Annotated in this window: 22 protein-coding genes; 20 read left to right on the top strand and 2 right to left on the bottom strand. The window is 34.7% G+C overall.

Annotated elements, in window-relative coordinates:
* The first annotated feature begins 8 nt into the window (after positions 1–8).
* From glgP to JOC47_RS11675, 16 genes are all read left to right on the top strand, one after another.
* A complete protein-coding gene (gene glgP / locus JOC47_RS11750; RefSeq protein WP_204702272.1) occupies positions 9–1,742 on the top strand; it encodes an alpha-glucan family phosphorylase in 1,734 nt (577 codons plus the stop codon).
* Between the two features lie 152 nt (positions 1,743–1,894).
* Positions 1,895–3,055 carry a GGDEF domain-containing protein gene (locus tag JOC47_RS11745; protein ID WP_204702271.1) on the top strand — a complete coding sequence of 387 codons (1,161 nt, stop codon included), beginning with the start codon at positions 1,895–1,897 and terminating at the stop codon, positions 3,053–3,055.
* 126 nt (positions 3,056–3,181) lie between these two features.
* Entirely contained in the window at positions 3,182–4,291 is a 1,110-nt protein-coding gene (locus JOC47_RS11740) for a type II secretion system protein GspK (RefSeq protein ID WP_204702270.1), read from the top strand.
* Positions 4,276–4,827, top strand: coding sequence for a hypothetical protein (locus tag JOC47_RS11735; protein WP_204702269.1), 552 nt, complete (start codon positions 4,276–4,278; stop codon positions 4,825–4,827). The genes JOC47_RS11740 and JOC47_RS11735 overlap by 16 nt, the downstream gene beginning before the upstream one ends.
* Entirely contained in the window at positions 4,824–6,323 is a 1,500-nt protein-coding gene (gene gspE, locus JOC47_RS11730; protein WP_204702268.1) for a type II secretion system ATPase GspE, read from the top strand. Before JOC47_RS11735 ends, gspE begins: the two co-directional genes overlap by 4 nt.
* Positions 6,324–6,336: 13 nt before the next feature.
* The gene (locus tag JOC47_RS11725) at positions 6,337–7,554 is read left to right on the top strand and encodes a type II secretion system F family protein (protein WP_204702267.1); all 1,218 of its coding nucleotides are present in this window, start codon (positions 6,337–6,339) and stop codon (positions 7,552–7,554) included.
* Between the two features lie 11 nt (positions 7,555–7,565).
* A complete protein-coding gene (gene gspG, locus JOC47_RS11720) occupies positions 7,566–8,003 on the top strand; it encodes a type II secretion system major pseudopilin GspG (protein ID WP_204702266.1) in 438 nt (145 codons plus the stop codon).
* Positions 7,957–8,421 (top strand): type II secretion system protein, encoded by a 465-nt coding sequence (locus JOC47_RS11715; protein ID WP_204702265.1) that lies wholly within the window; start codon positions 7,957–7,959, stop codon positions 8,419–8,421. Before gspG ends, JOC47_RS11715 begins: the two co-directional genes overlap by 47 nt.
* Entirely contained in the window at positions 8,418–8,765 is a 348-nt protein-coding gene (locus JOC47_RS11710) for a prepilin-type N-terminal cleavage/methylation domain-containing protein (RefSeq protein WP_204702264.1), read from the top strand. The genes JOC47_RS11715 and JOC47_RS11710 overlap by 4 nt, the downstream gene beginning before the upstream one ends.
* 15 nt (positions 8,766–8,780) lie before the next feature.
* The gene (locus tag JOC47_RS11705) at positions 8,781–9,383 is read left to right on the top strand and encodes a PulJ/GspJ family protein (protein WP_204702263.1); all 603 of its coding nucleotides are present in this window, start codon (positions 8,781–8,783) and stop codon (positions 9,381–9,383) included.
* A 4-nt stretch (positions 9,384–9,387) separates the two neighbouring features.
* Entirely contained in the window at positions 9,388–10,602 is a 1,215-nt protein-coding gene (locus JOC47_RS11700) for a hypothetical protein (RefSeq protein WP_204702262.1), read from the top strand.
* The gene (locus JOC47_RS11695) at positions 10,586–11,134 is read left to right on the top strand and encodes a hypothetical protein (RefSeq protein WP_204702261.1); all 549 of its coding nucleotides are present in this window, start codon (positions 10,586–10,588) and stop codon (positions 11,132–11,134) included. Before JOC47_RS11700 ends, JOC47_RS11695 begins: the two co-directional genes overlap by 17 nt.
* A 383-nt stretch (positions 11,135–11,517) precedes the next feature.
* Positions 11,518–13,293 (top strand): secretin GspD/PilQ domain-containing protein, encoded by a 1,776-nt coding sequence (locus tag JOC47_RS11690; protein WP_204702260.1) that lies wholly within the window; start codon positions 11,518–11,520, stop codon positions 13,291–13,293.
* A gap of 93 nt (positions 13,294–13,386) precedes the next feature.
* Positions 13,387–13,854, top strand: coding sequence for a chemotaxis protein CheW (locus JOC47_RS11685; RefSeq protein WP_204702259.1), 468 nt, complete (start codon positions 13,387–13,389; stop codon positions 13,852–13,854).
* A gap of 130 nt (positions 13,855–13,984) precedes the next feature.
* Complete coding sequence (locus JOC47_RS11680) at positions 13,985–14,158, top strand: hypothetical protein (protein ID WP_204702258.1); 174 nt, start codon at positions 13,985–13,987, stop codon at positions 14,156–14,158.
* A gap of 543 nt (positions 14,159–14,701) precedes the next feature.
* Entirely contained in the window at positions 14,702–17,218 is a 2,517-nt protein-coding gene (locus JOC47_RS11675) for a bifunctional aconitate hydratase 2/2-methylisocitrate dehydratase (RefSeq protein WP_204702257.1), read from the top strand.
* A 216-nt stretch (positions 17,219–17,434) separates the two neighbouring features.
* On the opposite strand, the gene JOC47_RS11670 is transcribed toward JOC47_RS11675, so the two are convergent.
* Positions 17,435–18,337 carry a hypothetical protein gene (locus JOC47_RS11670; RefSeq protein ID WP_204702256.1) on the bottom strand — a complete coding sequence of 301 codons (903 nt, stop codon included), beginning with the start codon at positions 18,335–18,337 and terminating at the stop codon, positions 17,435–17,437.
* A 140-nt stretch (positions 18,338–18,477) separates the two neighbouring features.
* Between JOC47_RS11670 and JOC47_RS15925 the strand changes: the two genes are divergently transcribed.
* The 3 genes from JOC47_RS15925 (at position 18,478) to JOC47_RS11655 (ending at position 21,012) form a co-directional block, all read left to right on the top strand.
* On the top strand, positions 18,478–19,488 hold the full coding sequence (locus tag JOC47_RS15925) for an AEC family transporter (protein ID WP_338035349.1): 1,011 nt from the start codon (positions 18,478–18,480) through the stop codon (positions 19,486–19,488).
* 188 nt (positions 19,489–19,676) lie between these two features.
* Positions 19,677–20,516: a DMT family transporter gene (locus JOC47_RS11660; RefSeq protein WP_204702255.1), complete on the top strand. Its 840-nt coding sequence runs from the start codon at positions 19,677–19,679 to the stop codon at positions 20,514–20,516.
* A gap of 70 nt (positions 20,517–20,586) precedes the next feature.
* Positions 20,587–21,012: a CBS domain-containing protein gene (locus JOC47_RS11655; RefSeq protein ID WP_369127967.1), complete on the top strand. Its 426-nt coding sequence runs from the start codon at positions 20,587–20,589 to the stop codon at positions 21,010–21,012.
* Positions 21,013–21,141: 129 nt separating this feature from the next.
* Here JOC47_RS11655 and JOC47_RS11650 read toward each other — a convergent pair whose 3' ends face one another.
* Entirely contained in the window at positions 21,142–21,993 is an 852-nt protein-coding gene (locus JOC47_RS11650) for a mechanosensitive ion channel family protein (RefSeq protein ID WP_204702253.1), read from the bottom strand.
* Positions 21,994–22,215: 222 nt separating this feature from the next.
* On the opposite strand from JOC47_RS11650, the gene JOC47_RS11645 reads away from it, so the two are divergent.
* Positions 22,216–23,010 (top strand): carbohydrate-binding protein, encoded by a 795-nt coding sequence (locus JOC47_RS11645; RefSeq protein ID WP_204702252.1) that lies wholly within the window; start codon positions 22,216–22,218, stop codon positions 23,008–23,010.
* Positions 23,011–23,164: the final 154 nt, after the last annotated feature.

The raw sequence follows: 23,164 nt of genomic DNA, 5'->3' as shown, positions 1-23,164 counted from the left end.
GGGCAATTATGACTAAAAAGAAGAAAGCAGTGCAAGATCCTAAAGTAGCGTATTTTTGTATGGAATATGGTTTAGATAGTAAATTTAATATTTATTCAGGGGGCTTAGGTATTTTAGCAGGAGATCATTTAAAGGCTGCTCAAGAGGCAGATTATCCGTTAGTAGGTATCGGAATGTTGTGGAAACAAGGATATCACAAACAGAAAATCACTGCCCAAGGAGAGCCGTATAATGCTTATTATAACTATGACTATAATTTTTTAGAAGATACAGGAGTAGAGGTTAAAGTAAAGATTAGAAATCGTCCTGTGTACTGCAAAGTATGGAAGGTAACAGAATTTGATAATGCAGACCTTTATCTCTTGGACACAGATTTGGATAAGAATTTTGCTGATGACCAGTGGATTACTGGGCAATTATATGGTTGGTTTAGTGAAGAGCGGATTGCTCAAGAGATGGTGCTGGGGGTTGGAGGAGTGAAAGCACTTAAGAAATTAGGGATTGAAGTAGATTTATATCATTTCAATGAAGGCCATGCTGTATTTGCAGGTTTAGAATTGATTAGAGATAAAATGGATGATAAAAAGGTGGAGTTTAATGAGGCCCAGAAGTCAGAACTTAAATCTAGCAAAACAGAACTTGATGAAAAGGAGAAAGTTAAATTTGCTGCAGCGTGGGAGGAAGTTAAAGAGCAGATTGTCTTTACTACTCATACTCCAGTGCCTGAGGGTAATGAGAAACATGCTCATCATTTATTGCAGTATATGGGTGCTAATTTGGGATTATCAATTGAAGAAATGGTTGAATTAGGAGGAGCTCCTTTTAATTTAACTACTGCTGCTCTACGTTTAGCGAATAAAGCTAATGGTGTTTCTAAGTTACATAAAGAAACTGCCCAAGAGATGTGGGAAGAAGTAGAAGAGAGGGCACCGATTATTGGCATTACTAATGGAGTGCACTCTAAGACTTGGGTTGATAAAAGAATGGTCAATCGCTTTTCGGAAGGTAGTGATGAGCAAATTTGGGGTACTCACCAAGAACTGAAATTAGAATTGCTTGATTATATTGAACAGGAGACAGAGACACGATTAGATGAAGAGAAATTATTAATTGCCTTCGCTCGTCGGGCAGCTGATTATAAAAGAAGCGATCTAATTTTTAGTGATTTAAAGATTATTGAACAGTATTTAGAAGAAGGTACAATTCAGATTGTATTTTCAGGCAAAGCTCATCCTTTAGACGATGCTGGTCAGCAAACAGTGGCTAAAATTTTAGAGATGGTAGAACAATATCCAGAAAGTATTGTCTTTTTAGAAGACTATAATATCGAAATTGCTAAATTATTGACCCGCGGTTGCGATCTGTGGCTCAATAACCCCCGCCGGCCTAAAGAAGCAAGTGGTACTTCGGGAATGAAAGCGGCAATGAATGGTGTTTTAAATCTCAGTATTTTGGATGGTTGGTGGCCTGAAATCTGTCGTCATGGTCAAAATGGATGGGCAATTGCAGTTAATCCTAAGACTGAAGCAGATTTTTCTGGTTCCACGAAAGAAAAAGTAGCTAAATTAGATGAATATGATACTAAAAATTTATATGATGTCTTGTTAAATGAAGTAGTACCAACGTATTACTCTGAGCAAGAACAATGGATTAAAATGATGAAGACTAGCCATAGAGATACCTATCAACCATTTTCTGCTGCTAGGATGATTAGAGAGTATTATCAACGTTTATATACCTAAAGAAATAAAAAATAGATAATAGTACTTTAACTCAGTAAAGTCAAAACTTTGATTTTACTGAGTTTTTGTCATTTTAAGCAGGTTAAAATACTTTTATGTAGAAAAAAGACATTAAGCTCAATAAGTATTTTAATGGAGGGGTGGTACATAAAATGGTTGATTTTATAAAAAAAATATCCCCCGAAGTCCCAGATGAAGATAAAAGTGAGTTTAAAGTTAAAAAATTTCGCGATAATAATCTGCGGATTTTAATTTTATCTGTTTTTTTAGTTTTTGAACAAGCTTACTATGGTTATTTTATTCAGCCTAATGGTAGTATAGTGGAGCAACTGTACTTTATTTCTGCTTCGTTAATGGTTATTTTTGCAATAATCAGTGCTTACTTTCAAGTCAAAAAACCAGAGCAGATTAAGTTATTGCATAAGATTTATGAAATAAGTATTGGACTAACTGGATTAACAATTGCTATTATGAGGATTCTTTTTTCTCCGCAGCAAGTATTTCGGCTGCCTACAATTTATATTGCTGTGTTGTATGGCATGGCAGTTTATTTTTATTATAATTATCAGCAGAGTTTTGCGCTCTATTTAGTAGCAATTTTAGCTTTGATTTATTTTGTACCTATCTTTAAACCTAATTTAAAACACAGTTATTATGTAGCAGATGCTATTTCTAATGGATTACTTGCTTGGTTAGTTTCGATCTTCAATTATCGTAAGTATGTTAAAGATTTTTTAAATAAAAAATTAATTCAAAAGAAAAATCAACAACTAAAAGATAAGAATGAGGAAATTAAAGAGATTAATCAGAAATTAGAAGAGTTAATTATTAAAGATGATTTAACTAAAATATATAACCGCAGGAAATTAGATGATGAGTTAGAAAAAATCTGTGCTCGGGCTCAGCGCTATGAGCAAATATTTTCTTTGGTTTTGCTCGATATAGATCATTTTAAATTGGTTAATGATCAGTACGGTCATAATGTAGGAGATGAGGTTTTAAAAGAGTTCAGCCAACTGTTATTAGATAATATTAGAGATGTTGATATTTGTGGTCGCTGGGGCGGGGAAGAATTTTTAATAATTTCTCCTGCTACAGAGTGTGAAGAGGCACTTGATTTGGCTGAGCGATTAAGAAGGACCATAGCTAGTAATGATTTTACTAAGGTTGATAATTTAACTAGTAGCTTAGGTGTTGCAACCTATAAAGAAAATGATGATATTGAGAGTTTAATCAAAAGAGTTGATGATTGCCTCTATCAAGCTAAAGATGAGGGCAGAAATAAGGTGATTAGCCAGAAAAATTTAAATTAAGTACAGCAGACCGCCATTTATTTGGCGGTTATTTTTTTGTAATAAAAAAGAAGGAATTGCCAAATATTTATAGAAATATTTGGATATAACTAAGTTGATTTAAATAGAAAAAGAGTTGTGGTTTATATGAAAAATACAAATGGTTATGCTTTAATAGTTGTACTATGGTCAATTGTTATTTTAAGTATTATTTTTGTTAATTTGATTGATGAAGCAAAGCTAAATAGTTTATTGCTTAGGAACAATTTGCAGCGGCGGGAGTTAAAAGAGGCGGCAGTAGATGGAGTTATGCGGGGGATTGATTTATTAGAAAGTGATAAAACAACAGCTGATACTAGAGATGAAGAGTGGGCCAAGACTTTAGAACTCCCCCCCCAGCGTCAAGTGAGGACTAAGGTCCAGATTAGTGATGTAGGTAGCAAATTAAATATTAATTATGCTGCCGAAGATGATTTACTGCAGCTGCAGAACTTAGAGTGGGCAGAGGTTAAATGGAATAAATTAGCTGCTAAATTAGTCTGGGAGGATGACCTTTCAGCAGCAGAACGGGAGAAGAAATTAGGGCTGCTCTCTGACTTTGTTGAGCTGAAAGCAGAGTTTGAAGCAAAAGCAGATTATCAGCAAGCGCAGCAGATATTTACTACTTATGGTCGTTTTAATCCCAATCTCTATCAGTCAGCAGCGTGGAAGAAGTTATTATTTTTTTTAAAAGAAAAATTAGACTTATCTGCTTTAAATCAAAGGATTATTGCAGCTTCAGCCCAGAAATTAGTGTCAACTGAAGAAGGTGCAGCTAAAGAATTTGCTACAGTCGAAGATTTTTTAAAACAAGCTTTTCCTACTGACCCTTTATTGCGAGAAAAGATTGCTCCTTATTTGACGGTAGATAAAAGAATTAATATCAATTTTGTTAGTCAAGAGGTCTTAGAATTACTGTTAACTAGGATTGAGCGCAGCAAGTTGAGCCATGATTATAAAAAAACTGCGGCTAAGATTGTAGCTTACTGCAGAACTCATGAAGTGAAAAAGTTATCTAAATTAAATCAAATCGGGGTGGGGATGATTACTAAGGAATTAAAAAAGTATCTAACTACCCAGTCTAGTTATTTCTTAATTGAAGTTACTGCAGTTAATCAGCAGAGTAAGCAAGAGCAAAAGATTGCAGCAGTAGTTCATAGAATTAGAGAAGATAAGAATAAATTTAAAGTGCAGATTATAAAATGGCAGGAGGATTAGCAGAATTGATTGAGGTAGGTGGTGTTATGTCTCTTAAGTTATTAACTGCAATTAAATATCTATTAATTCTAATCTTAGTTTTTAACTGTTTTCAATTTCTAAATTTGAGTTATCAATTAGTAGTTACAGCAGTAACTACGCCTGAGATAGAAATTAACCTGGAGACAATCAAGGAAGAGTTAAATGATGTTAAGGCAGCAAAGCAGGGTCCAGCTGTAGTCAAACGCCGAAGTTCGTGGCCGGAATTGAAACGAGATAATTTATTTGCTACTGTCAGTAGTTCTTCATCTTCGACTAGAGTAGGAAGCTTAAACTTTGTGCTGAGGGCTACTTCTGTCTTTAATAATCAAGCTAAAAATTTAGCAGTCTTAGAAGTAAAAGAGACAGGGCAGAGTTATTTGCTGAAAGTAGGCGAGGAGATAGAGGGGTATCAGGTGTTAGAGATTAAGTCCCAAGAATTAATTTTAGCGGGCCCTAAAGGAAAAGTAGCTATTCCTTTGCAGCCTAAAGTGGAAGGGGGCGTTGGAATTCGGTGAGTGATTATGAAATAGATGCAGCAGTGCTAGATAGTTTTTCGCGTCAGTTTTTAAAGGAACATCATTTACTGCCTTTAGAAAGGACTAAGGAAGAGATTAAATTCTTAAGTGCCGAGCCTCTTTCTTTGGCAGTGACTGATGATTTAAAGGTCTATTGTCAGCAAGAGATTAAGGTGAAGTTGGTTGATGCTGAAGTTATTGCTGAATTATTAAATGAGTATTTAGGTGCTCCTGTAGATACAGTGGAAGGCATGATGGAGGATTTAAATTCTTTTGAATTCAATCAATTGTCTGATTTTGATGTAGAGAGCAATGTAGAGAATTTAGAAGATTTGGCCCAGGAGGCTCCGATTATTCGCTTAGTGAATGTGATTATTACTAATGCTTTAAAGCAAGGCGCCAGTGATATTCATATTGAGCCCTTTGAAGATGATATTCGGATTAGATATCGAATTGATGGTCTATTATATGAAACAGAAGCTCCGCCTAAGAATGTGTTGCCGGCTATTATTACGCGGATTAAAATTATGGCTGATTTAGATATTGCTCAGCGGAGGTTGGCCCAGGAAGGTCGAATTAGAATTAAGGTCTTAGGGCGTGAGTTAGATATTCGGGTTTCTATTACTCCTACTTTGGAGGGGGAGAGTGCTGTTTTGAGATTGTTAGACCGGGCTGAAGTGTTGTTGAATCTCAATAATTTGGGTTTTGCAGAGCAGATGTTAGAGAGATATGTATCTGTAGTCGAACAGCTGAATGGAATTGTGTTAGTGACAGGACCTACAGGTAGTGGGAAAACAACTACCTTATATGCTACTTTAAATTATTTGAAATCGAGTGATAAAAAGATTATTACCATTGAAGACCCTGTAGAGTATCAACTAGATGGAGTTAATCAAATTCAAGTTAAGCCTGAAATTGACTTTACTTTTGCCGAAGGACTGCGCTCTATTTTGCGTCAAGATCCAGATGTGATTATGGTGGGAGAAATTAGAGATTTAGAAACAGCAGAAATTGCAATTCAGGCTGCTTTAACTGGACACTTAGTCTTAGCTACTCTGCATACTAATGATGCTGCAGGAGCCGTCAATAGATTGTTGGATATGGGAGTAGAAAATTATTTATTAGCTTCGACGTTAAATGGTGTTTTAGCGCAGAGATTAGTCAGAAGATTATGCGCTGAATGTAAAGAGAGTTATCAACCTGAGCCTGGCCGTCTACAGTCTTTGGGACAGGAACTACAGCCTCAAGACCAAGTGTATCAGGCGGTAGGTTGCGAGAGTTGTAATAACATTGGTTTTGCTGGGCGTTTAGGGGTTTATGAGCTGTTAACTGTAGAAGAAGAGATAACATCAGCTATTAGTAGAGCAGAGAGAATAGAGGCGATTCGAAAGTTGGCCCGTTCTAAAGGAATGGAAAGTTTATTTGCTGATGCCTGGCAGAAATTCAAAGCAGGTCAGACGACTATTGATGAGATTATTAGAGTAACTAGAAAGTGAGGTGTCAGTAAAGATGGCTCAGTTTGATTATCAGGCCATCGATGAGCAGGGCCAAGAGGTAACGGGAACAATTGAAGCTTTAGATACTGCCGAGGCTAAAAGAAAGCTACAAAGCCAACAGTTATATGTTTTTGAGTTAAAGGTAGCAGGAACAAAGCCAGAAAAAGAAGAAGTTGCTCTTAAAAAGTTCAATCTCTTGCAACAACAAGACCATGTATTATCTTTTACTAAGCAGTTGTCTAATTTATTAGCAGCAGGAATTCAATTAGGTGAAGCCTTAGAAATCATTGCCCAATTAACTGCTGCTAGTGAATTTAGTGGAGTGGTCAAAGAAATTTATAACTCTATTAAAGGCGGGCAGAACTTTGCTGAAGCCTTAGAAGAACATCCTGAATATTTTTCTAAAGCTTATATTGGGATGATTAAAGCGGGAGAAGAAGGTGGCTTTTTAGATTTGAGTTGTCAGCGTTTAAGTCAAGATTTAGAGAATAATAAACAGTTAAAGTCGTTTATGATTACTAGTTTAATTTATCCTATTGTTTTAATTATAGTTACTATTTTAGCTGTGATTGTAATGATTACTTATGTATTACCCAAATTCGTTTCTATTTATGAGAATTATGATAGCAGTTTACCTTATTTAACTGAGCTTTTGTTGCAGACAAGTCAATTTATGACTAGATTTGGATTGCTAATCGGATTAGGATTATTATTGCTAGTTGCTTTAATTTATTTTTATTATCAACAGAAGCGAGCTAAAGAAAAAATTGATGCTTGGCTGCTGCAGATACCTCTCTTAGGGAATTTATTGTCTTTAGTTAATGTAACTAAGATTGCTCGTAATTTAGGAACAATGTTAGAGAGTGGGGTACCATTATTAAAAGCTCTGCAGTTTAGTCAGCATGTAACTAATAATGCAGTCTTAAAGAAGGCTTTAGCAGAGTCATCGCAGCGGGTAAAAAAGGGCAGTAATTTAGCTGAAGCCTTAGAAGAGAGCAAAGTTTTTTCCCCGCTAATGATTCATATGACAGGCATTGGTGAGCGCACTGGTAAATTGCCGGCTATGTTGCTGCAGTTAGCGGATAATTTTGAAGAGAGTTATCGGGGTAGTTTGGAGAAAATAATGAAAATTTTTGAGCCGGTAATTATTTTAGTAATGGGAATTGTTATTGGCTTAATAGTAGTAGCGATGCTGCTGCCGATATTGAATATTAATACTATTTCGCTATAGGGGGATTTGTGATGATGGAGTGGAGCAAAGAAGAAGCGGGATTTACTTTAATAGAAATTTTAATTGTGGTAGTAATTTTGGGATTTTTGGCTTCGACGGTGGGCCCAGAATTATTTAACAAGGTTTCACAAGCAGAGCGAACTAGCGCTCGTAATCAAATAGATGTTTTTAAAACTGCACTTGATAATTATAGATTAGATAATAGAAATTATCCGTCGACAGAACAAGGGTTAAAGGCTTTAATTGAAGAACCGAGTGGAGCACCGGCAGCACCTCATTGGAATGGTCCTTATTTAGAAAAGAAGGAGATTCCAAAAGATCCGTGGGGCAATGAGTATCAGTATCAGTGTCCTGGTGAGCATAATGCACATAAATATGACCTCTGGAGTCGAGGGGCAGATAATGTTGCTGGAGGTGAAGGCAAAGGGGCTGATGTTACGAATTGGTAGTACTAAAGGATTAACGCTAATTGAGGTGCTCTTAGCTTTAGTAATTATGGGCTTAATAATAAGTATTACTCTACCTAACTTCAATCAGTTATTAGAAAGTGTGGACCAAAAGGCGGCGCGAAGACAGATGGTTAATCTCTTTAATAAACTACAGAGAAAGGCAGTCACTGCTGCCCAGATAGAAAAAGTAAGAATTGAAAATAATCGCTTGATTTATCGTAATTCAGCTGGAGAGAAAACTGTTTTTGGGCGCGGCATGCAACAGATTAAATTAGAAAAGGGAAGTAATCCTCTTTCTTTTTATCCTAATGGTAGTAGTTCAGGGGTTCAGCTGTTATTAATTACTAATAATGGGAATAAGATAAAAATAGAAGTTGATAAAATTACGGGCCAAACTACAGTGGAGGAAGTAAAATGAAGCTAGAAAAAGGTTTTACCTTAGTTGAAGTCTTAATTGCTGCAACGATTGTAGGAATTAGTATTTCTATTTTGGTCTCAGGTTTTACTGAAGTTAATGATACTTTGTTTAAGGGGGCTGAATATAGTTATTTATCTACTTTTGCAGCAACTAAGTTAAGGGCAGTGATTAATGGGATTGAGCTGTCTTATAGTGGTTATGTTGATTATCAAGGGCGAAGTTATCAGTGGTATATTGAAACGGAATATTTAGATAGTGAGAATTTAAGCAGACTGAAATTAACTATTCAATCGCCGCAAAAGCGCAATATTTACTCAATTCAGCGGCTTGTCTGGGCCAACTAATAGGAGTCGATTAAAATGAATGAAGCGGGATTTACTTTAGTAGAGATTTTGGCAGCAGTAACAATTACAGCTATTATATTAGTTTCTTTATTTGCTTTATTGCAGCAGAGTTTTGATTTATGGCGGTCGATAGGAGTTTATAATCACTGGGAACAGAACTTTAGAGTTTTAGAGGCCGAGTTAACGCGTGACTTGCATAATCTACTATCTTCGCCTTTAACTACTAGGAATTTGTTTCAAGGCAGTGACCACCAGATCAAATTTTATCAATTAAGCACCACTGGTGAGATGAAGGAGATAACTTACTCTTTTGATAGCTACCAGCAGCAATTAATTAAAGAGGTCACTTATTTAGGGAGTAAGGAGAAAGAACGCATAGAATTTTTTAGTGAGGCTACAATTAAAGATTTAGAATTTCAATTTTATGACCTAGAAACAGAGTACTTTAAATCTTATTGGTCGCAGCAGGAAGTAAGAGAAAAAAATGAATCAGAAGCACTGAGTAAGCAGTTAAAGAGATATTTACCTCAAGCTATCAGATTAAAAATTAAATTAACTACTGTAGATTTACCTCCGTTGTTAATTGAAAACTTCAGCGGTCAGGATTATGGAGGCTGAAAAAATGGGACTAGTAGCTAAAATTTTAGGGCAGAAAAGAACTTATTTAGAGTTTGGAGTCGAGCAGGTTAAATTAGTTCAAACTAAGGCTTCAGAAGTGATTTATGAACGAAGTTTTGAATATATTACAGATAATTTAAATTTTTATTTACAGCACCTTGATGTTACTCCGAAGTGGATTAGCTTATTAATTCCTACAGTTAATCTCTTCTTGCGGACTTTAGATTTTCCTCTAGAAGCAGAGAATAGATTAACAGAAATCATTCAAATTCAATTTTTAGAACAATTACCTTGTCCTCCCGAGGAAGTTTATAGTAGTTACTATATAGCCCAAAAGACAGAAGAGAGAATTAAAGTAGTGGCTTTTGCTGTGCTCAAAAATTATTTAGATGATCTTCATGACTTGTGTAAGCAATCTGGATTTAAGGTGAAATCTATTGTTCCCGTGCCCTTGGTCTTTTATTTACTCTATAGCCAAACAGCGGCGGGGACTAATAATATTTTGTATGTTGATAGTTGTTTAAACTATTTTAATTATACTTTTCTAAGTTCCCAGCAAATTTATTTAAGAAGTAGTCAGACTAAAGATATTCAAGAGACCAAAAATTATCTATTAGAAGAATTAGAGCAGCAAGTTGTTGATGTACAAGAGACTACAACTAGCGGAAAAGAGTTTTGGCTAAAAGTAAAGCAGGCGGCTGAAGGAATAGCAGGGCAAGATTTTATTGATTTATCAACTCAAATTAGACAGAGTGAATGGCAACAGATTGGCTGGGTTGCTAGTGGGATTATATTATTAGTGTTAATTAATTTCATCTTGCAGTGGAATTTAAAACAGGCGCAGCTAGAAGATTTAAAAACTAAGTTAAATCAAGTACAGCCGGTGGTCGAAAAACTGCATAAATTTGAGGAAGAAGTTATGGTAGCGCGAGATAGGACAACTCAACTAAAAGAAGAAATTACGTGGCAGAATAATTATTTACCGTGGTTGATTGAACTAAATAATATTCTAGGGCCCCAGGTAAAAGTTGAACAGCTTAATTTTTCTGAAACAAGACTGGTTTTATTGGCTGGAACTGCTCCTAGGGCGGGAGCAGTAATGAATAAGTTAGAACAATCGTCTTATTTTAAGAATCTAGATTTCACAGGGACTATTGAAACCTTAGCAGGAAGAGAAAGATTCAAAATTGAAGGTGATTTAAGTGAAAAAATTGAATGAGCGCGAGCTTAAATTATTGATTTTAGCAGTAGTGATTATTGGGGGCGGTTCTCTCTTTAAATGGGGCATTAAACCGGTACTGAATAGTTACCATGATTCAAAAGAGGAATTAGTGACTAAAAAACGTCAGTGGGCCAATAAAAAAAGACTGCTGCAAGAAAGTACTAGATATAAAAAGGCGTTGCAGCAGGCTAAAGGTGAGGTGCAAGAGCTGAATTCATTAATTTTTAGTAATGATTTAAATGCTGCTCAATTGCAGGGGTTAAATATTTTAACTACGAGTCTAGAAAAGAGTGGCTTAAAGGTTAAGAATAAAGGATTGCGATTTGAAAACAAAGAAGATGTTGATTATAAGTTACTGTATTATGATTTTACTCTGACGGGGAGTTTTATCCAACTAACAGATTTTTTAAAGGGATTAAATGAGGTTAAAAAGTTATTTATAATTGAAAAACTGCAGTTAAGAAAAGTAGAGCGTAGTTCGCAATTAGAAATTAATTTAATGGTTAAAGGGATAAAGGATAGTAATTAGGGAAGAGTGAAGAGTGACTGGTAGTGAGTTGAGCAATAATTGCTGTATATAGATTGCGGAAACACAGCAATTTGCAAAATGTATTGTATATTTATTGTGTAGAGTGATGAGCATTAAATTTAAGCGCTGTGTGCTACACGGAGAGTTTTGTATGTTTAAAACTCGTAGACTGTTAATAATGCGAAAAGTAGAGCGAATAGGGCTGTACGGAGAGCCTTTGAACTTTAAGGCTCGGAGGAAGAGAAAAAAGTAAAGAGTAAAGAGAGAAGAGTAAAGAGGATGTAGTGACTTGGCAGTGTCAAGTCTAAGCTATAAAATCAGCTGAATTTTGGAGAAGATGTGTATTTATGGAATATTTTAAGTTTGCAAAGGGAGCGGTTGTGGTGAGAAAAAAAACATTAATTTTCGTTTTGTTGTTATTAACTATAAGTTGTATGATTAGTGCCCAGGGTTTAGCTCAAAACGATGAATTAGTAACTTTAAAAGTTAGGCAGACTGATATCACTAATGTTTTAGCAATGATTACGGAACAGTTAGGGGTAAATATGATCCCTGATAAAACTGTGCAGGGGAAGGTAACTCTTAATTTAGAGCAGGTTAAGTTAGATGAAGTACTGCAGGGGTTAAAGATGGCCTATGATTATAAATTTACTAAAGTAAGTGATAAAATTTATTTAATTAGTAAGCAAGAACAAGAAAACATTGAAGTAGAGATTAGAGATAGTCAATTAACGCTTCATATTTTGCGGGGGGATATTCGCAAGGTTTTAAAAGAAATCTCAAGCCGGGCGCCTTTTAATATCATTATGGATCAATCAGTGACGGGGATAATTTCTATCAATTTTAAAGATGTACCGTTAGAAACAGGGTTAACTAGTTTATTACAGATTAATGGGTTTTCGGTTAGTAAAAGTAATAATATTTATCGGGTGACTAAAGCAGATAGTAGTCAGCCAAATAGTAATTTGTCAGTTTCAGTAATTAATGGTCAAGTGAGTGTAGATGTAGCAAATGCTAAAGTAATAGATATTATCAGACAGATTTTCAATTTAAATAATCAAGATATGGTGTTGTTTGGACGTTCGCGAGAAAAGATTGATTTAAAACTAAAGGAGGCTCCCTTAGATAAAGCACTGGAGATTATTTTATCAGGAACTCGTTTGGCTTATATGAAAAAAGATGGTACTTATTATATTGGTGATAAAAATATTAGCAATCCTTCTTCTTATTTATTTAATCAAACAAAATTAATTCCACTTGACCATATTAAGGTAACTGAAGTACCGAAAAGATTGCCGAGATCGGTCCGGCAAGTAGAAGTAAAGGTCTTAGAAAAACAGAATGCTATTTTAGCTACTGGGACTAAACAGGGATTAAAAGCATTGCAGGGTTGTATTGATAAAATGGATCATAAGGCTCCACAAATTGTGGTTGAAGCTTTGATAGTAGAAATTTCTCAAAATCAAAATCAGAATCCAGTTTATAAATTAGGTATGAACTATGATAATGATGAGCAGACTACTTTATTTGATACTGGATTAGGGAAATTGACTTATAAGTCCGTTTTAGAGTTACCATCTGATTTTCATGTTAAGCTACAGTCTTTAGTTAGTCAGGGCCAAGCTACTGTGAAGGCTAACCCTAATATTACTACTTTAAATGGTCAAGAGGCAAGTATTAATGTAGGAATGGTGCAGTATTATGAGGTTAAGGAATATGATGAAGATGATAATACAGAAGTGACAGAGTACCAAAGTATTAATGCGGGAGTTAATTTGAGTGTGACGCCTTGGGTTGGTAATGCTGGGGGAATTAATATGAAATTAGAGCCTTCGGTGAGTAATATTAGTGGTGCAGCTGCTGAAGGACCACCAGAGATTAGTGAAAGAAAAGTGAGTACTAATGTCAGAGTGCAGGATGGGCAGACAATTGTAATTGGGGGCTTAATCCAAGATGTAGGTTCAGAATCAACTTCTAAAGTGCCGCTGTTGGGGGATATACCAGTTTTAGGGGCTTTATTTAGATCTAAAAATAGTAATGTGGATCAGCGAGAATTAGTGATTTATATTACTCCTCATTTATTAGAGGATGGACAGCAGAAGGCTGGTAATGATAAAGAAAAGATGATTAAAAAAGCTGAAGAACGAATGAAAAATTAACCTTTTACTACGCAATTTAAATTCCTGCGAATAATGGTTTATAATTGAGCAATAAAATGGTAAAATATATGATAGCAAGGGGGGATAGGAAAAATGGCAAATAATTTAGACCAATTTATTGGCTTTAAACTAAAAGACCAGGAATTTGGAATTGGAATTACGGAAGTAGATGAGATAATTCCACCCGAAGAGATTACTAATTTGCCTGGTACGGAAGATTTTATTGAGGGTATGATTAATTTAAGAGGCGAAGTTATTATTATCGTAGATTTAAGAAAAAGATTAGATTTTGAAGTAAGCCCTCTAGAAGAAACACGAATTATGGTGGTCGATTTGGAAAATGCGAAGGTAGGCTTTATTGTTGATGATGCTTCAGAGGTGATTAAGATTGATGCTGAAAAAATTACTGAACCAAGTGGTGGTGTGGCAGGAATTAAAGATGAGTATTTAGATGGTATTGCTCGCTTAGAAGAGCGTTTAGTTATTTTATTAGATTTAAATAAATTGTTATCCACTACTGAACGGGCTAAAATTGCTGAAGTAGAAGATCAATTTGAATAAAGGAAAAGTCTTCCGGTATCCGGAAGACTTTTTTATTGTTAAAAAAATTAAAATTAATTAGAGGAATTGTCATATAAAAGTAGAAGATATAAAATAAGAAAATAAAATTATAAAAAAGGGGGGAGGAGTCATGAAGAAAGTAAAAGTTACTTTTCATGAAGGTGATACTCAGGTATTAGAAATTAGCGATCAGGTCTATCGTGAAATGATGAACAGTGATCAATCTAATCTGGTGTTTTTGAATGAGAAATATTTTGAAGACAAGAAGCTTAGTGAGTTTAAAGATGTCAATGTAACTTATTAAATTCAAATGCTCAGCTGGTATAAAAATAATAAAAATGGGCAGTTGGCATTTTTGAAGAGGACTCATTAAATAGTAGGGAGAATTCCTATTATTTAATGAGTCTTTTTTTGTTTTTTGCTTGGGTGAAGTGGTAGATGATGACTAGCCCTAGGTAATCTGCTTAGAGCAGATTAAGTGCCTACGAGTTTTGCGCTGCAAAACTCTTCGTGTAGAGCTGAGCTCTTAGCTTTGTTGCTAATTACTGTGCGCAATCAAAATAATATGCATTTTGCAAATTGCTGTGATGCCGCAATTAGTATGCATTGTTTTTTGCTTGATTGCCTACTTGGTAGGATGAATTCTGTATAGGTTTAGCTTCGCACTTGGTGACCCCTACGAGTTTCATAAAGGACATGAAACTCTCCGTGCAGCCGATAGTGCTCATTTGTACCAGAGTTAGACTGCAATTGTTATCTATTTCTCTTTTGTAGTTGCTTGACTGCTTGTATTATCCCACATAGTATTGTATAATTAAAACGAAATAATTCAAGGGAGGATTTCAGTATGGAGAAAAAAGAATTATTAGACGTGTTAGAGGATTATAAAGATAAGGCTTTGCAGCGGGAGAAGAATCATGATTTGCCGCCGCGGCCGTTGACGGATGAGGAAGCTGAAGCTGTTGTTGAAGGTTTGGCATTGGATGGATTGGATGAAGAAGAGTTTACTATTTTTGAGACTGAAGAATTGGATGAGTTATTAATTAGATTGATTTCGGAAGAAGTAAGACGGGGAACTTTCCCTTCTTCTTATGCTAAAGCAGAGGGATTAGGAAAGATTGCTCGAGGAGAAGTAGAGTCTGATTATTTATCTGAGCAAGAAGCGCTTGAATTGCTAGATGATATGAAGGGTGGCGCTGCTACAAGTGAGTTAATTCAATTAGTAGCAGAGGATAAGTTTGTTGAACAGGTAGTTGAGATTTTAAAGGATACGGTTTTAGTTAATCCTGATGAATTTGATAGATTAACAGAATTAGCTGCAGATAATGAATTGGTTAATGAAGTAATTAAAAGTTGGGCTAATCGTGAGTTTGCGGCCCAGTGGAACTTAGAGGATAAATATCAAGGTGTTACGATTAAGGTTGGAGATAATCTGACTACTGGTCACTTAAGTCCTTCTAAGAATGCTGACAGTCGAACTGACCATCCGTTACATGCGCAGTTTATTATGGATGGCCGTGCTGACGAGGAGGATTTCTTGGAGCGTTTAGAGGACTTAAAAGAGGATGCTGAGAATGTAATTTTTGTAGCAGGTAAGGCTTTAGGTGAAGGTTCGTCTCGTAAGTCTGCTACATATACTATGCTGCAGGTTTTAGGAGACCCAGTTGAAGGGGAACCTGAGAAAAAAGCAGGTGGTGTAGTAGTAGCTAAGAGTTTTGCGCCTATTTTTGAAAACTCACTAGTTGCTTCTGGAATACTACCAGTTAAGTGTGATACTGATAGCATTAGTGAGGGAGATGAGCTTGAATTAGATATAGCAGCTGAAAAATTAATTGTTAATGGTTCTGAAGAGATAGATGTTGAATTACCAGTGCAGTATAATTTAGATAAGATTGCTGCTGGGGGAATGACTTATTTTGATGCTGGAAATGAACTACAGCAGTGGGCTGCGGATTACTGTCGTGAACAAGGGCTAGATTTTGATGAAAGTAATCTACCGGATAAAGTTGAACCGGCTGATGAGAAGCCGCCGCAGACTTTGGCCCAAAAGATTGTAGGTAAGAACCGGATTGATAGTAAAGAGACTATTTTACCAGGGGAAACTGCTACTGTTGAAGTACGTGGTGCTTTTTCTCAGGATACAACTGGGCCCATGACTTTAGATGAATATCAAGCTATGGCTGGTGGTGACTTTGGTGCTGAGTTTGTAATTCAGTCTTTATGTCATACTGGTGAATGTCCATCTAGTGAAGAGCGAGATATGCACGAGTTTTTAACTGGTTTTGTGCGTGAACGAGGTGGAGTAGGATTAAAGCCTGGTGAAGGAATTATTCATACCATTGGTAATCGTTTTGTACTACCAACTGATGTAATTGTAGGTGGTGACTCTCATACTAGAACACCGACTGGAATTTCTTTCCCTGCTGCATCAGATATTATTGCTGGTGTGATGAAGTATGGCAAGCAGGATTTAACTATGGATGAATCTGTACGAGTAGTCTTTAAAGGAGAACCACAAGAAGGAATTACGGCTCGTGATTTAGTATCTACTTTAGTTACTTATGCTGAGGAGACAGTTGGCAAAGATGTTTATAATGGCCGGATTATTGAGATGGAAGGTGTAGAGTTCTTAAGTCAAGAGCAGCGTTATATCTTAACTAATGCTGTAGCTGAAAGAAGTGCTTCAGCAGGAATTGTGCCGGCGGATGAAAAGACTTTAGATAGCTTAGAGGATAACTTAGAGTATCTAAAATCTCGTCCTGATGCTGATACTTGTCCGTCAGTTAAGAAGACTATTGCAGCTCTTGAAGAATTTCTAGAAGATCCAGTTTTACCGCGGGCTGATGAAGATGCTGAATATGCTGCTACAATTGAAATTCCATTAGAGGAAGTGGGAGAACCATTAGTAGCAAAGCCGCATCATCCTGATAATGTAGCTCCTATTTCGGAAGTAGCAGGAGTAGAATTAGATGAAGTATTTATTGGTAGTTGTGTAGGAGGTAATTATAAGAGTATTAAAGAAGCAGCAGAAATTGTTGAGGGTCGAGAGGCAGACCCAGCCGTAAACTTTGTCGTCTCTCCAGCTTCTTTAGATATCTATAATGAGCTAGCTGAAGATGGTAGCTTAGCTAAGTTGACTGAGGCAGGGGCAACAGTAATTATGCCTGGCTGTGGTCTATGTATGGGTAACAAGCGGAGAATTGGCCCTGGTTCTGTAGCACTAACTACTACCACTAGAAATTATCAATCTCGAATTGGCCCGGCTGATTCTCAGACTTATCTTGGTAGTGCCCATGTAGCTGCGATGGCTGCTATTTTAGGTCGCTTACCTTCTACTGAAGAATATTTTGAAATGTACAAGTAGAACAGTTAAGAGTAAAGAGTGAAGAGAAAAACAGTGAAACAGTGAAAACAAAAGCAGTGATAAGTAAAGAAGTAATGAGTGAAGAGAAAAACAGAGAAAAGAAAAGTTCCTCGCTAGCGAGGAACTTTTCTTTTACTATATGTTTTTTGTTTTGAATTTAACTTTGTGGTTGCTTATAGTTTTGATTTAGTTTAAATTACACAGCTCATAGCTGAATTACCATGCGAATAGTTCCATAGCCTCTGGTTCTTTTTTCAGTTTGGTAATTAATCTTTCTGGTTTATGATTAGGGTGAATAGTAATTTGACAGTCATTATTAAATTCTAATAATAAACAATCTTCTCGACGGTGAACTTCAAATTTATCAGGTAATTTAATATGACTAAAATCAATAATAATCATTTCTGGATTAGTAGTAATTTTATAATAGTTTTTATAGCCGACTAAAGTTTTGAAGATTCTTTTAACTAATTGCTCATCATTCAAATCACTTAATGCTTCTTGCAATGAGTCTAAAGAATTAAGCTCAGTTTCAGTATCAAGTTTAGCACTTAACTCATGGTAATAAATTTTCTTTAAATAATTTAGTTGTTCCTTAATAATTAAATTAATATCCTGGGGATGATTACCTTCATATAAGGTTATTCTAAGGTCGGGATTTTTTTCCGAATCACTTTCATCGCTACTGAATCTGTCAACAATGACCTTATTTAAATCAGATATAACTACTTTGTTTTCCAGCCAGCTTATTATTTTTTTAGCTAATGATTTTTTTTCTAGTTTTATCAATTTAGGTAGTTCTTCAAACTGTCGATGTTCTTTTTGTTGTTTTAATTTTGTTCTTTTAGTTAGTTGTAAAATGAAACTTTTATCCAGTTGATTGGGTAAACTATTAATTTCTTTACATAAAGCATAGTTTAATAGATTAGGATGATTATTTTCATAATCTTTTACTTCATTAAAATATTCTTCAGCCTGTTCGGATAGTAAAACTTTATTATCTTGCTGTTTAGGGATTAAGTCTGTATTATCTTTTAATTGATTGATATATAGTTTAACTTTTTTAGGATGTAAGGTAAAGGAATCAGCTAATTGATTAATGCTAACAAGTTGCTCCATAATCAAACCTCCTTCTATATGTTTATCACATTCTGGATAACTAAATTAATTCCTTGTTTTAGAATTAATATTTTTACAATGAGATATAACATAGTTTATAATATATAATTAGAAAATACAACATAATTAGTGTTGAAAGGGTGATTAAAATTAGTATTTTAGCTTTATTTAAGCAAATTATTGTGGTTTTTAGGGAAAGTGCTACAATTTTTAATCAGACATTAATTTTATTTTTCTTATTAATGATTGGATTTACTATTCGAAGATTGCAGATTGTAGATCGTCATTTGAATGATAATTTGACTAATTTAATTATATATGTGACGTTACCTGCTCTAATTATTAATTCTATGGATTATGATTTTAGTTTAGAACGATTAAATCAATTAGGGATTGTCTTAGTTATTGCTGTAGGTGTTTTTGGAATTATGATTGCCCTCTCGTGGGGGATTAGTTCTCTCTTGACTGATAATAGTAGTGAACAAGCAATTTATCGTTTCATTTTGATTTTTGCTAATGTAGGGTTTATGGGCTATCCTGTAGTCGAAGTGATTTTTGGTCAGCAGGGGGTCTTTTTAGCAGCAATTTATAATCTGGTATTTCATATTGTGCTGTGGACTTTAGGAGTGCTGATTATGTGTAATAGTAGACAAGATGAGGGCCAAAAGGCTACATTGGATTTAAGTCAATTGATTAACCCTGGTATTATTTCGATTGGAATTGGATTTTTGATCTTTCTTTTTTCTATAGAGTTGCCATCAGCAATTAGTCATACTTTTGAGATGCTTGGAGAGACTACAACTCCTCTAGCGATGATTGTGGTTGGTAATGTCTTGGCCCAAGTGACTATTAAAGATATTTTCTCTAATTTAAAGTTATGGCTGGTCACGGCTATAAGATTGATTTTGCTGCCGTTAATAGTATTAGGTATTTTAGAGGGATTAAGTATCTTAATCCCAGCCTTTAATTTATCAGCTACCTTATTGGGTGTGGTAATAGTTTTAACCGGGATGCCTGCTGCTGCAAATACGGCTATTTTTGCCCAAGAATTTGGCGGAGATGAGGCATTAGCCTCAGAAGCAGTGTTTTTGACTACATTATTGTCAGTGTTAACAATTCCGTTGATTGTTTATATCACGCAAATCCAGTGAAACAGTGTTAAAATGATAACAATAAATATAACATTAGATTTTAGATATTGTATGTAGAGACTTGGCACCGCCAAGTCTAGGTTTTGATTTTATGTTGTTTGATTTTGAATTAGTGTTTTTGATTTTGAATTTAACTGATTACTATTTACTCGTCACTCATAACTAATATCTTTTTAGGGGGGAGTGAAATGGAAAAGAATAAATTAGGTTACTTATATATTATATTAGCAATGGTAACGTGGGGGAGTATTGGGTTAATAGTTCGTTTTATTGATTTATCATCACAGTTAATAGTTTTTTATCGAGTTTTATTTGCTTTTATATTTTTATTTCTTTTAGTTAGCCGCAGTCAAGAATTAAGTTTGATTAAGTTGTTAGAGCATACGATACTGCTTTTGGCTACTGGTGGAGCTCTAACAGTTAATTGGGTTTTCTTTTTTAAAGCAGTAAAAACTACGACAATTGCTAATGCTACTTTAGCTTATTATACTGCGCCAATTTTAGCTACTATTCTATCGGTTCTATTTTTAGATGAAAATTTAACTAAAGATAATTTATTAGCTTTAGCTTTGAGTTTTACGGGGATCATAATAATTTCTGATATTAGTCAGTTATCTTTTAGTGGTTTTAAAGGTATTGCTTATGGTCTATTAGCAGCTTTATTTTATGCTTTATTTATGGTTTTGAATAAATTTTTCAAAGATGTTTCAGCGCGGGTCTTAACTTTAGGTCAAACAGGAGTAGCAATTTTAATTTTACTACCTTTAATTTATAATTATTCGCAGCCAAGTAGTCTTAAAAGTTGGTTTTTACTATCTGTACTGGGAATTATACATACTGCAGTTGCATTAGTTTTATATGTGAAAGGGCTTAGTTTAAGTAAAGTGCAGGATGTAGGAGTTTTAAGTTATATTGACCCGATTAGTGCTATTATTTTAGCGGCTTTATTTCTAGGCGAAATTCCATCTATGATGACTGTGCTAGGCGGTGCTTTAATTTTATCTGGATGTTATTTAGTCTGGAGGTAAAAACTAACATTGATTTTAATGATTAAAATTCTAATAATTGCGCATTTTAACTTTAGAGGGGGATGATATAATCATGCAAATTAGAAACTTAATGACAGACCAAGTGACTACAGTTGATTCTAATTCTACTGTAGTTGATGCTGCTAGAGTAATGCGCGATTTAAATGTAGGTGTTGTACCAGTCTGTAAAGGACAACAGCCGATAGGGATGATTACAGACCGCGATATTGCAATCCGTAATGTTGCTGAAAATAAAGATTTTAATACACCAGTCAATCAGGTGATGTCGCAGGATTTAATTTATGGGTCTCCTGAGATGAGTGTAGAAGAAGCAGCACAGATAATGGGGGAAAGACAGATTAGACGTTTACCGATTGTAGAAAATAATAATTTAGTAGGAATTGTTTCTTTAGGTGATTTAGCAGTTGCTTCTCAAACAGATATGGAAGCAGGCGAAGCTTTATCAACAATTTCTCAACCGAGTCAACCACAGTAATAAGTTAGAAGCTAGAAGTTAGAAGCTAGAAGCTAGAAGCTAAAAGCTAGAAGCTAGAAGCCCTTGCCGCTTGCGGCAAGGGCTTTTCATGTTGGCGTATTTATTTGTTTTTAGCTCCTGGTTCAAAGTTTATTCCTTATTAACAATAGTTAAGTGATCGTATGGAATGCCAATTCCTTCTTCATCAAATCTTTCTTTAATCTTTTGTTTCATAACTCGTTCCATCTGCCACATTTTTGGTGCTTCAACCATTGCAATGACACGGATATTAACACTAGATGCAGCTAAATCCTGCACGCCCAAGACTTTTGGCCCTTCATTGATTACTTCTGGATATGTTTCTTTTAATTCATCAGAGATATCTTCTAACACATCAATTGCTTGTCCAATATCTTGTTCATATTCAATAGCAGCATCGACTTTAACTCGTTTAAAGTCTGCTGTTAAATTCGTTACTTGTTGAATATTACTATTAGGAATAATATGTACATCCCCATCTAAGTTTTGTAAAGTAGTAGTTCTTAATCCTACATTCTGTACAAAACCTTCTACTCCAGCAACATCAATATAATCATTAACTCCAAATTGATTCTCAAATAAGATAAAGAAACCAGTAATTACATCTTCAACCAATTTTTGTGCTCCAAAACCTATTGCCAGCCCAAATACTCCTGCACCAGCTAGAATTGAGGAGATTGGAATGCCTAATACTTGTAGTGCCATAGTGATGACAATGAAATAAAATAAATATTTGAGGGCACTCCTTAAAATAGTCTTTAATGTTTTATTGCGTTGAATAGTTTGACTGTCATATTCATCTTTTTCATCAAATAAATTATCAATTAAATAATTAATAAAGTTGAATAATAATTTAGCAATGATGAAGATTCCAATTAACTGTAGGATTACACTACCAGCTGTTTTTAACATATCTACTGTGATAAGTTTTTCAGTTCCAAAAATAGAATTTAGTTTATCCATTAAAAACCCTCCTTTTTATAGATGAATCTCTTTGTCTTAATTTCTTGATAAATAGTAGTAATCCTTCTTATTAGATATAGTTTTTTTATGTTTAGAAAAGTTAAGCCAATAAAAATCAAAAAATGGTTTACAATAATTTACTTATATTGTATAATCTGTATGAAAGTAAAAGATAGAATAATCTTTTACTACTAAAATTCTATAAGGAGGAATTTTTTTAAAGTGGATACATCAAAAAAGTTCTATAAGGGTGGTCTGTTCTTAAGTCTTTTATTCTTAGTTTTGGCAGGTGGAGTTATTCTTTCAACAGCAGAGGCGGCAGCTAACGCAGTAGAGTTATCTTCTGCTAAAATTACTCCGTTGTATACTAAAAGAGGTGTCTTAGAAGGTTATAAGACAACTGGTTGTGTAGTTATTAAAGAGAGTGGTTATAATGAAGAAGTAGTAGTTCATTATAGCTATGGTTATGATAATTGGAAACAGGTTAAAGGTGAATTTGTAGGTACAAATAAAGAGGGACATCAAATTTGGGAGTTTGAAACTCCTGCTAATAAGCCAAGTTTCCATTATTATAAGTTCACTACGGAGTTTGCTGTGAATTATAAAAAAGATGGTCAGAATTATTGGGCTAATAATGGAGGAGAAAATTATTTTCTTCGTATGACTAATGTCCCTAATTTTTCTAATCGACCGATTATCATGGGTTCTAACAATGTATTATTAGAAGATTCTAGATACCATCAGTATAATGATAGTGCAACTTTATTAGGGGAAATAGTAGTCAAAAATTTAGACTATAATAAAAATGTGCAGGTAGTTTATACTACTGATAATTGGGCTACTACTGAAACTATAACTGCTAATTATTATACTAGTTATGATAATCAATTAGAAAAGTGGGGCTTTGTTGTGAGAAATCTTCCTGCTGATGCTAATGTAAAATATCGTATTAAGTATAATGTTAACGGTAAAACTTATTGGGATAATAACTTTGGTAGAGACTACCAGACTAATTAATAACTAGAATGAATAAAAAGCCCCCGGGATATCCTAGGGGTTTTTTATTATTTAATGATTCAAAAAAATATACTCGATAAAGAATAAGTTGACAATTAAATTAACATTAGCCTATTTTTATTGCATAATTCTAAAAAATAAGTTATTATAAGAA

The sequence above is a fragment of the Halanaerobacter jeridensis genome (assembly GCF_016908315.1).
In the GTDB taxonomy this organism is placed as follows: Bacteria; Bacillota; Halanaerobiia; order Halobacteroidales; family Halobacteroidaceae; genus Halanaerobacter; species Halanaerobacter jeridensis.
The sequence above is the reverse complement of the archived record's forward strand: the minus strand, read 5'-3'. Positions and strand labels throughout refer to the sequence as shown.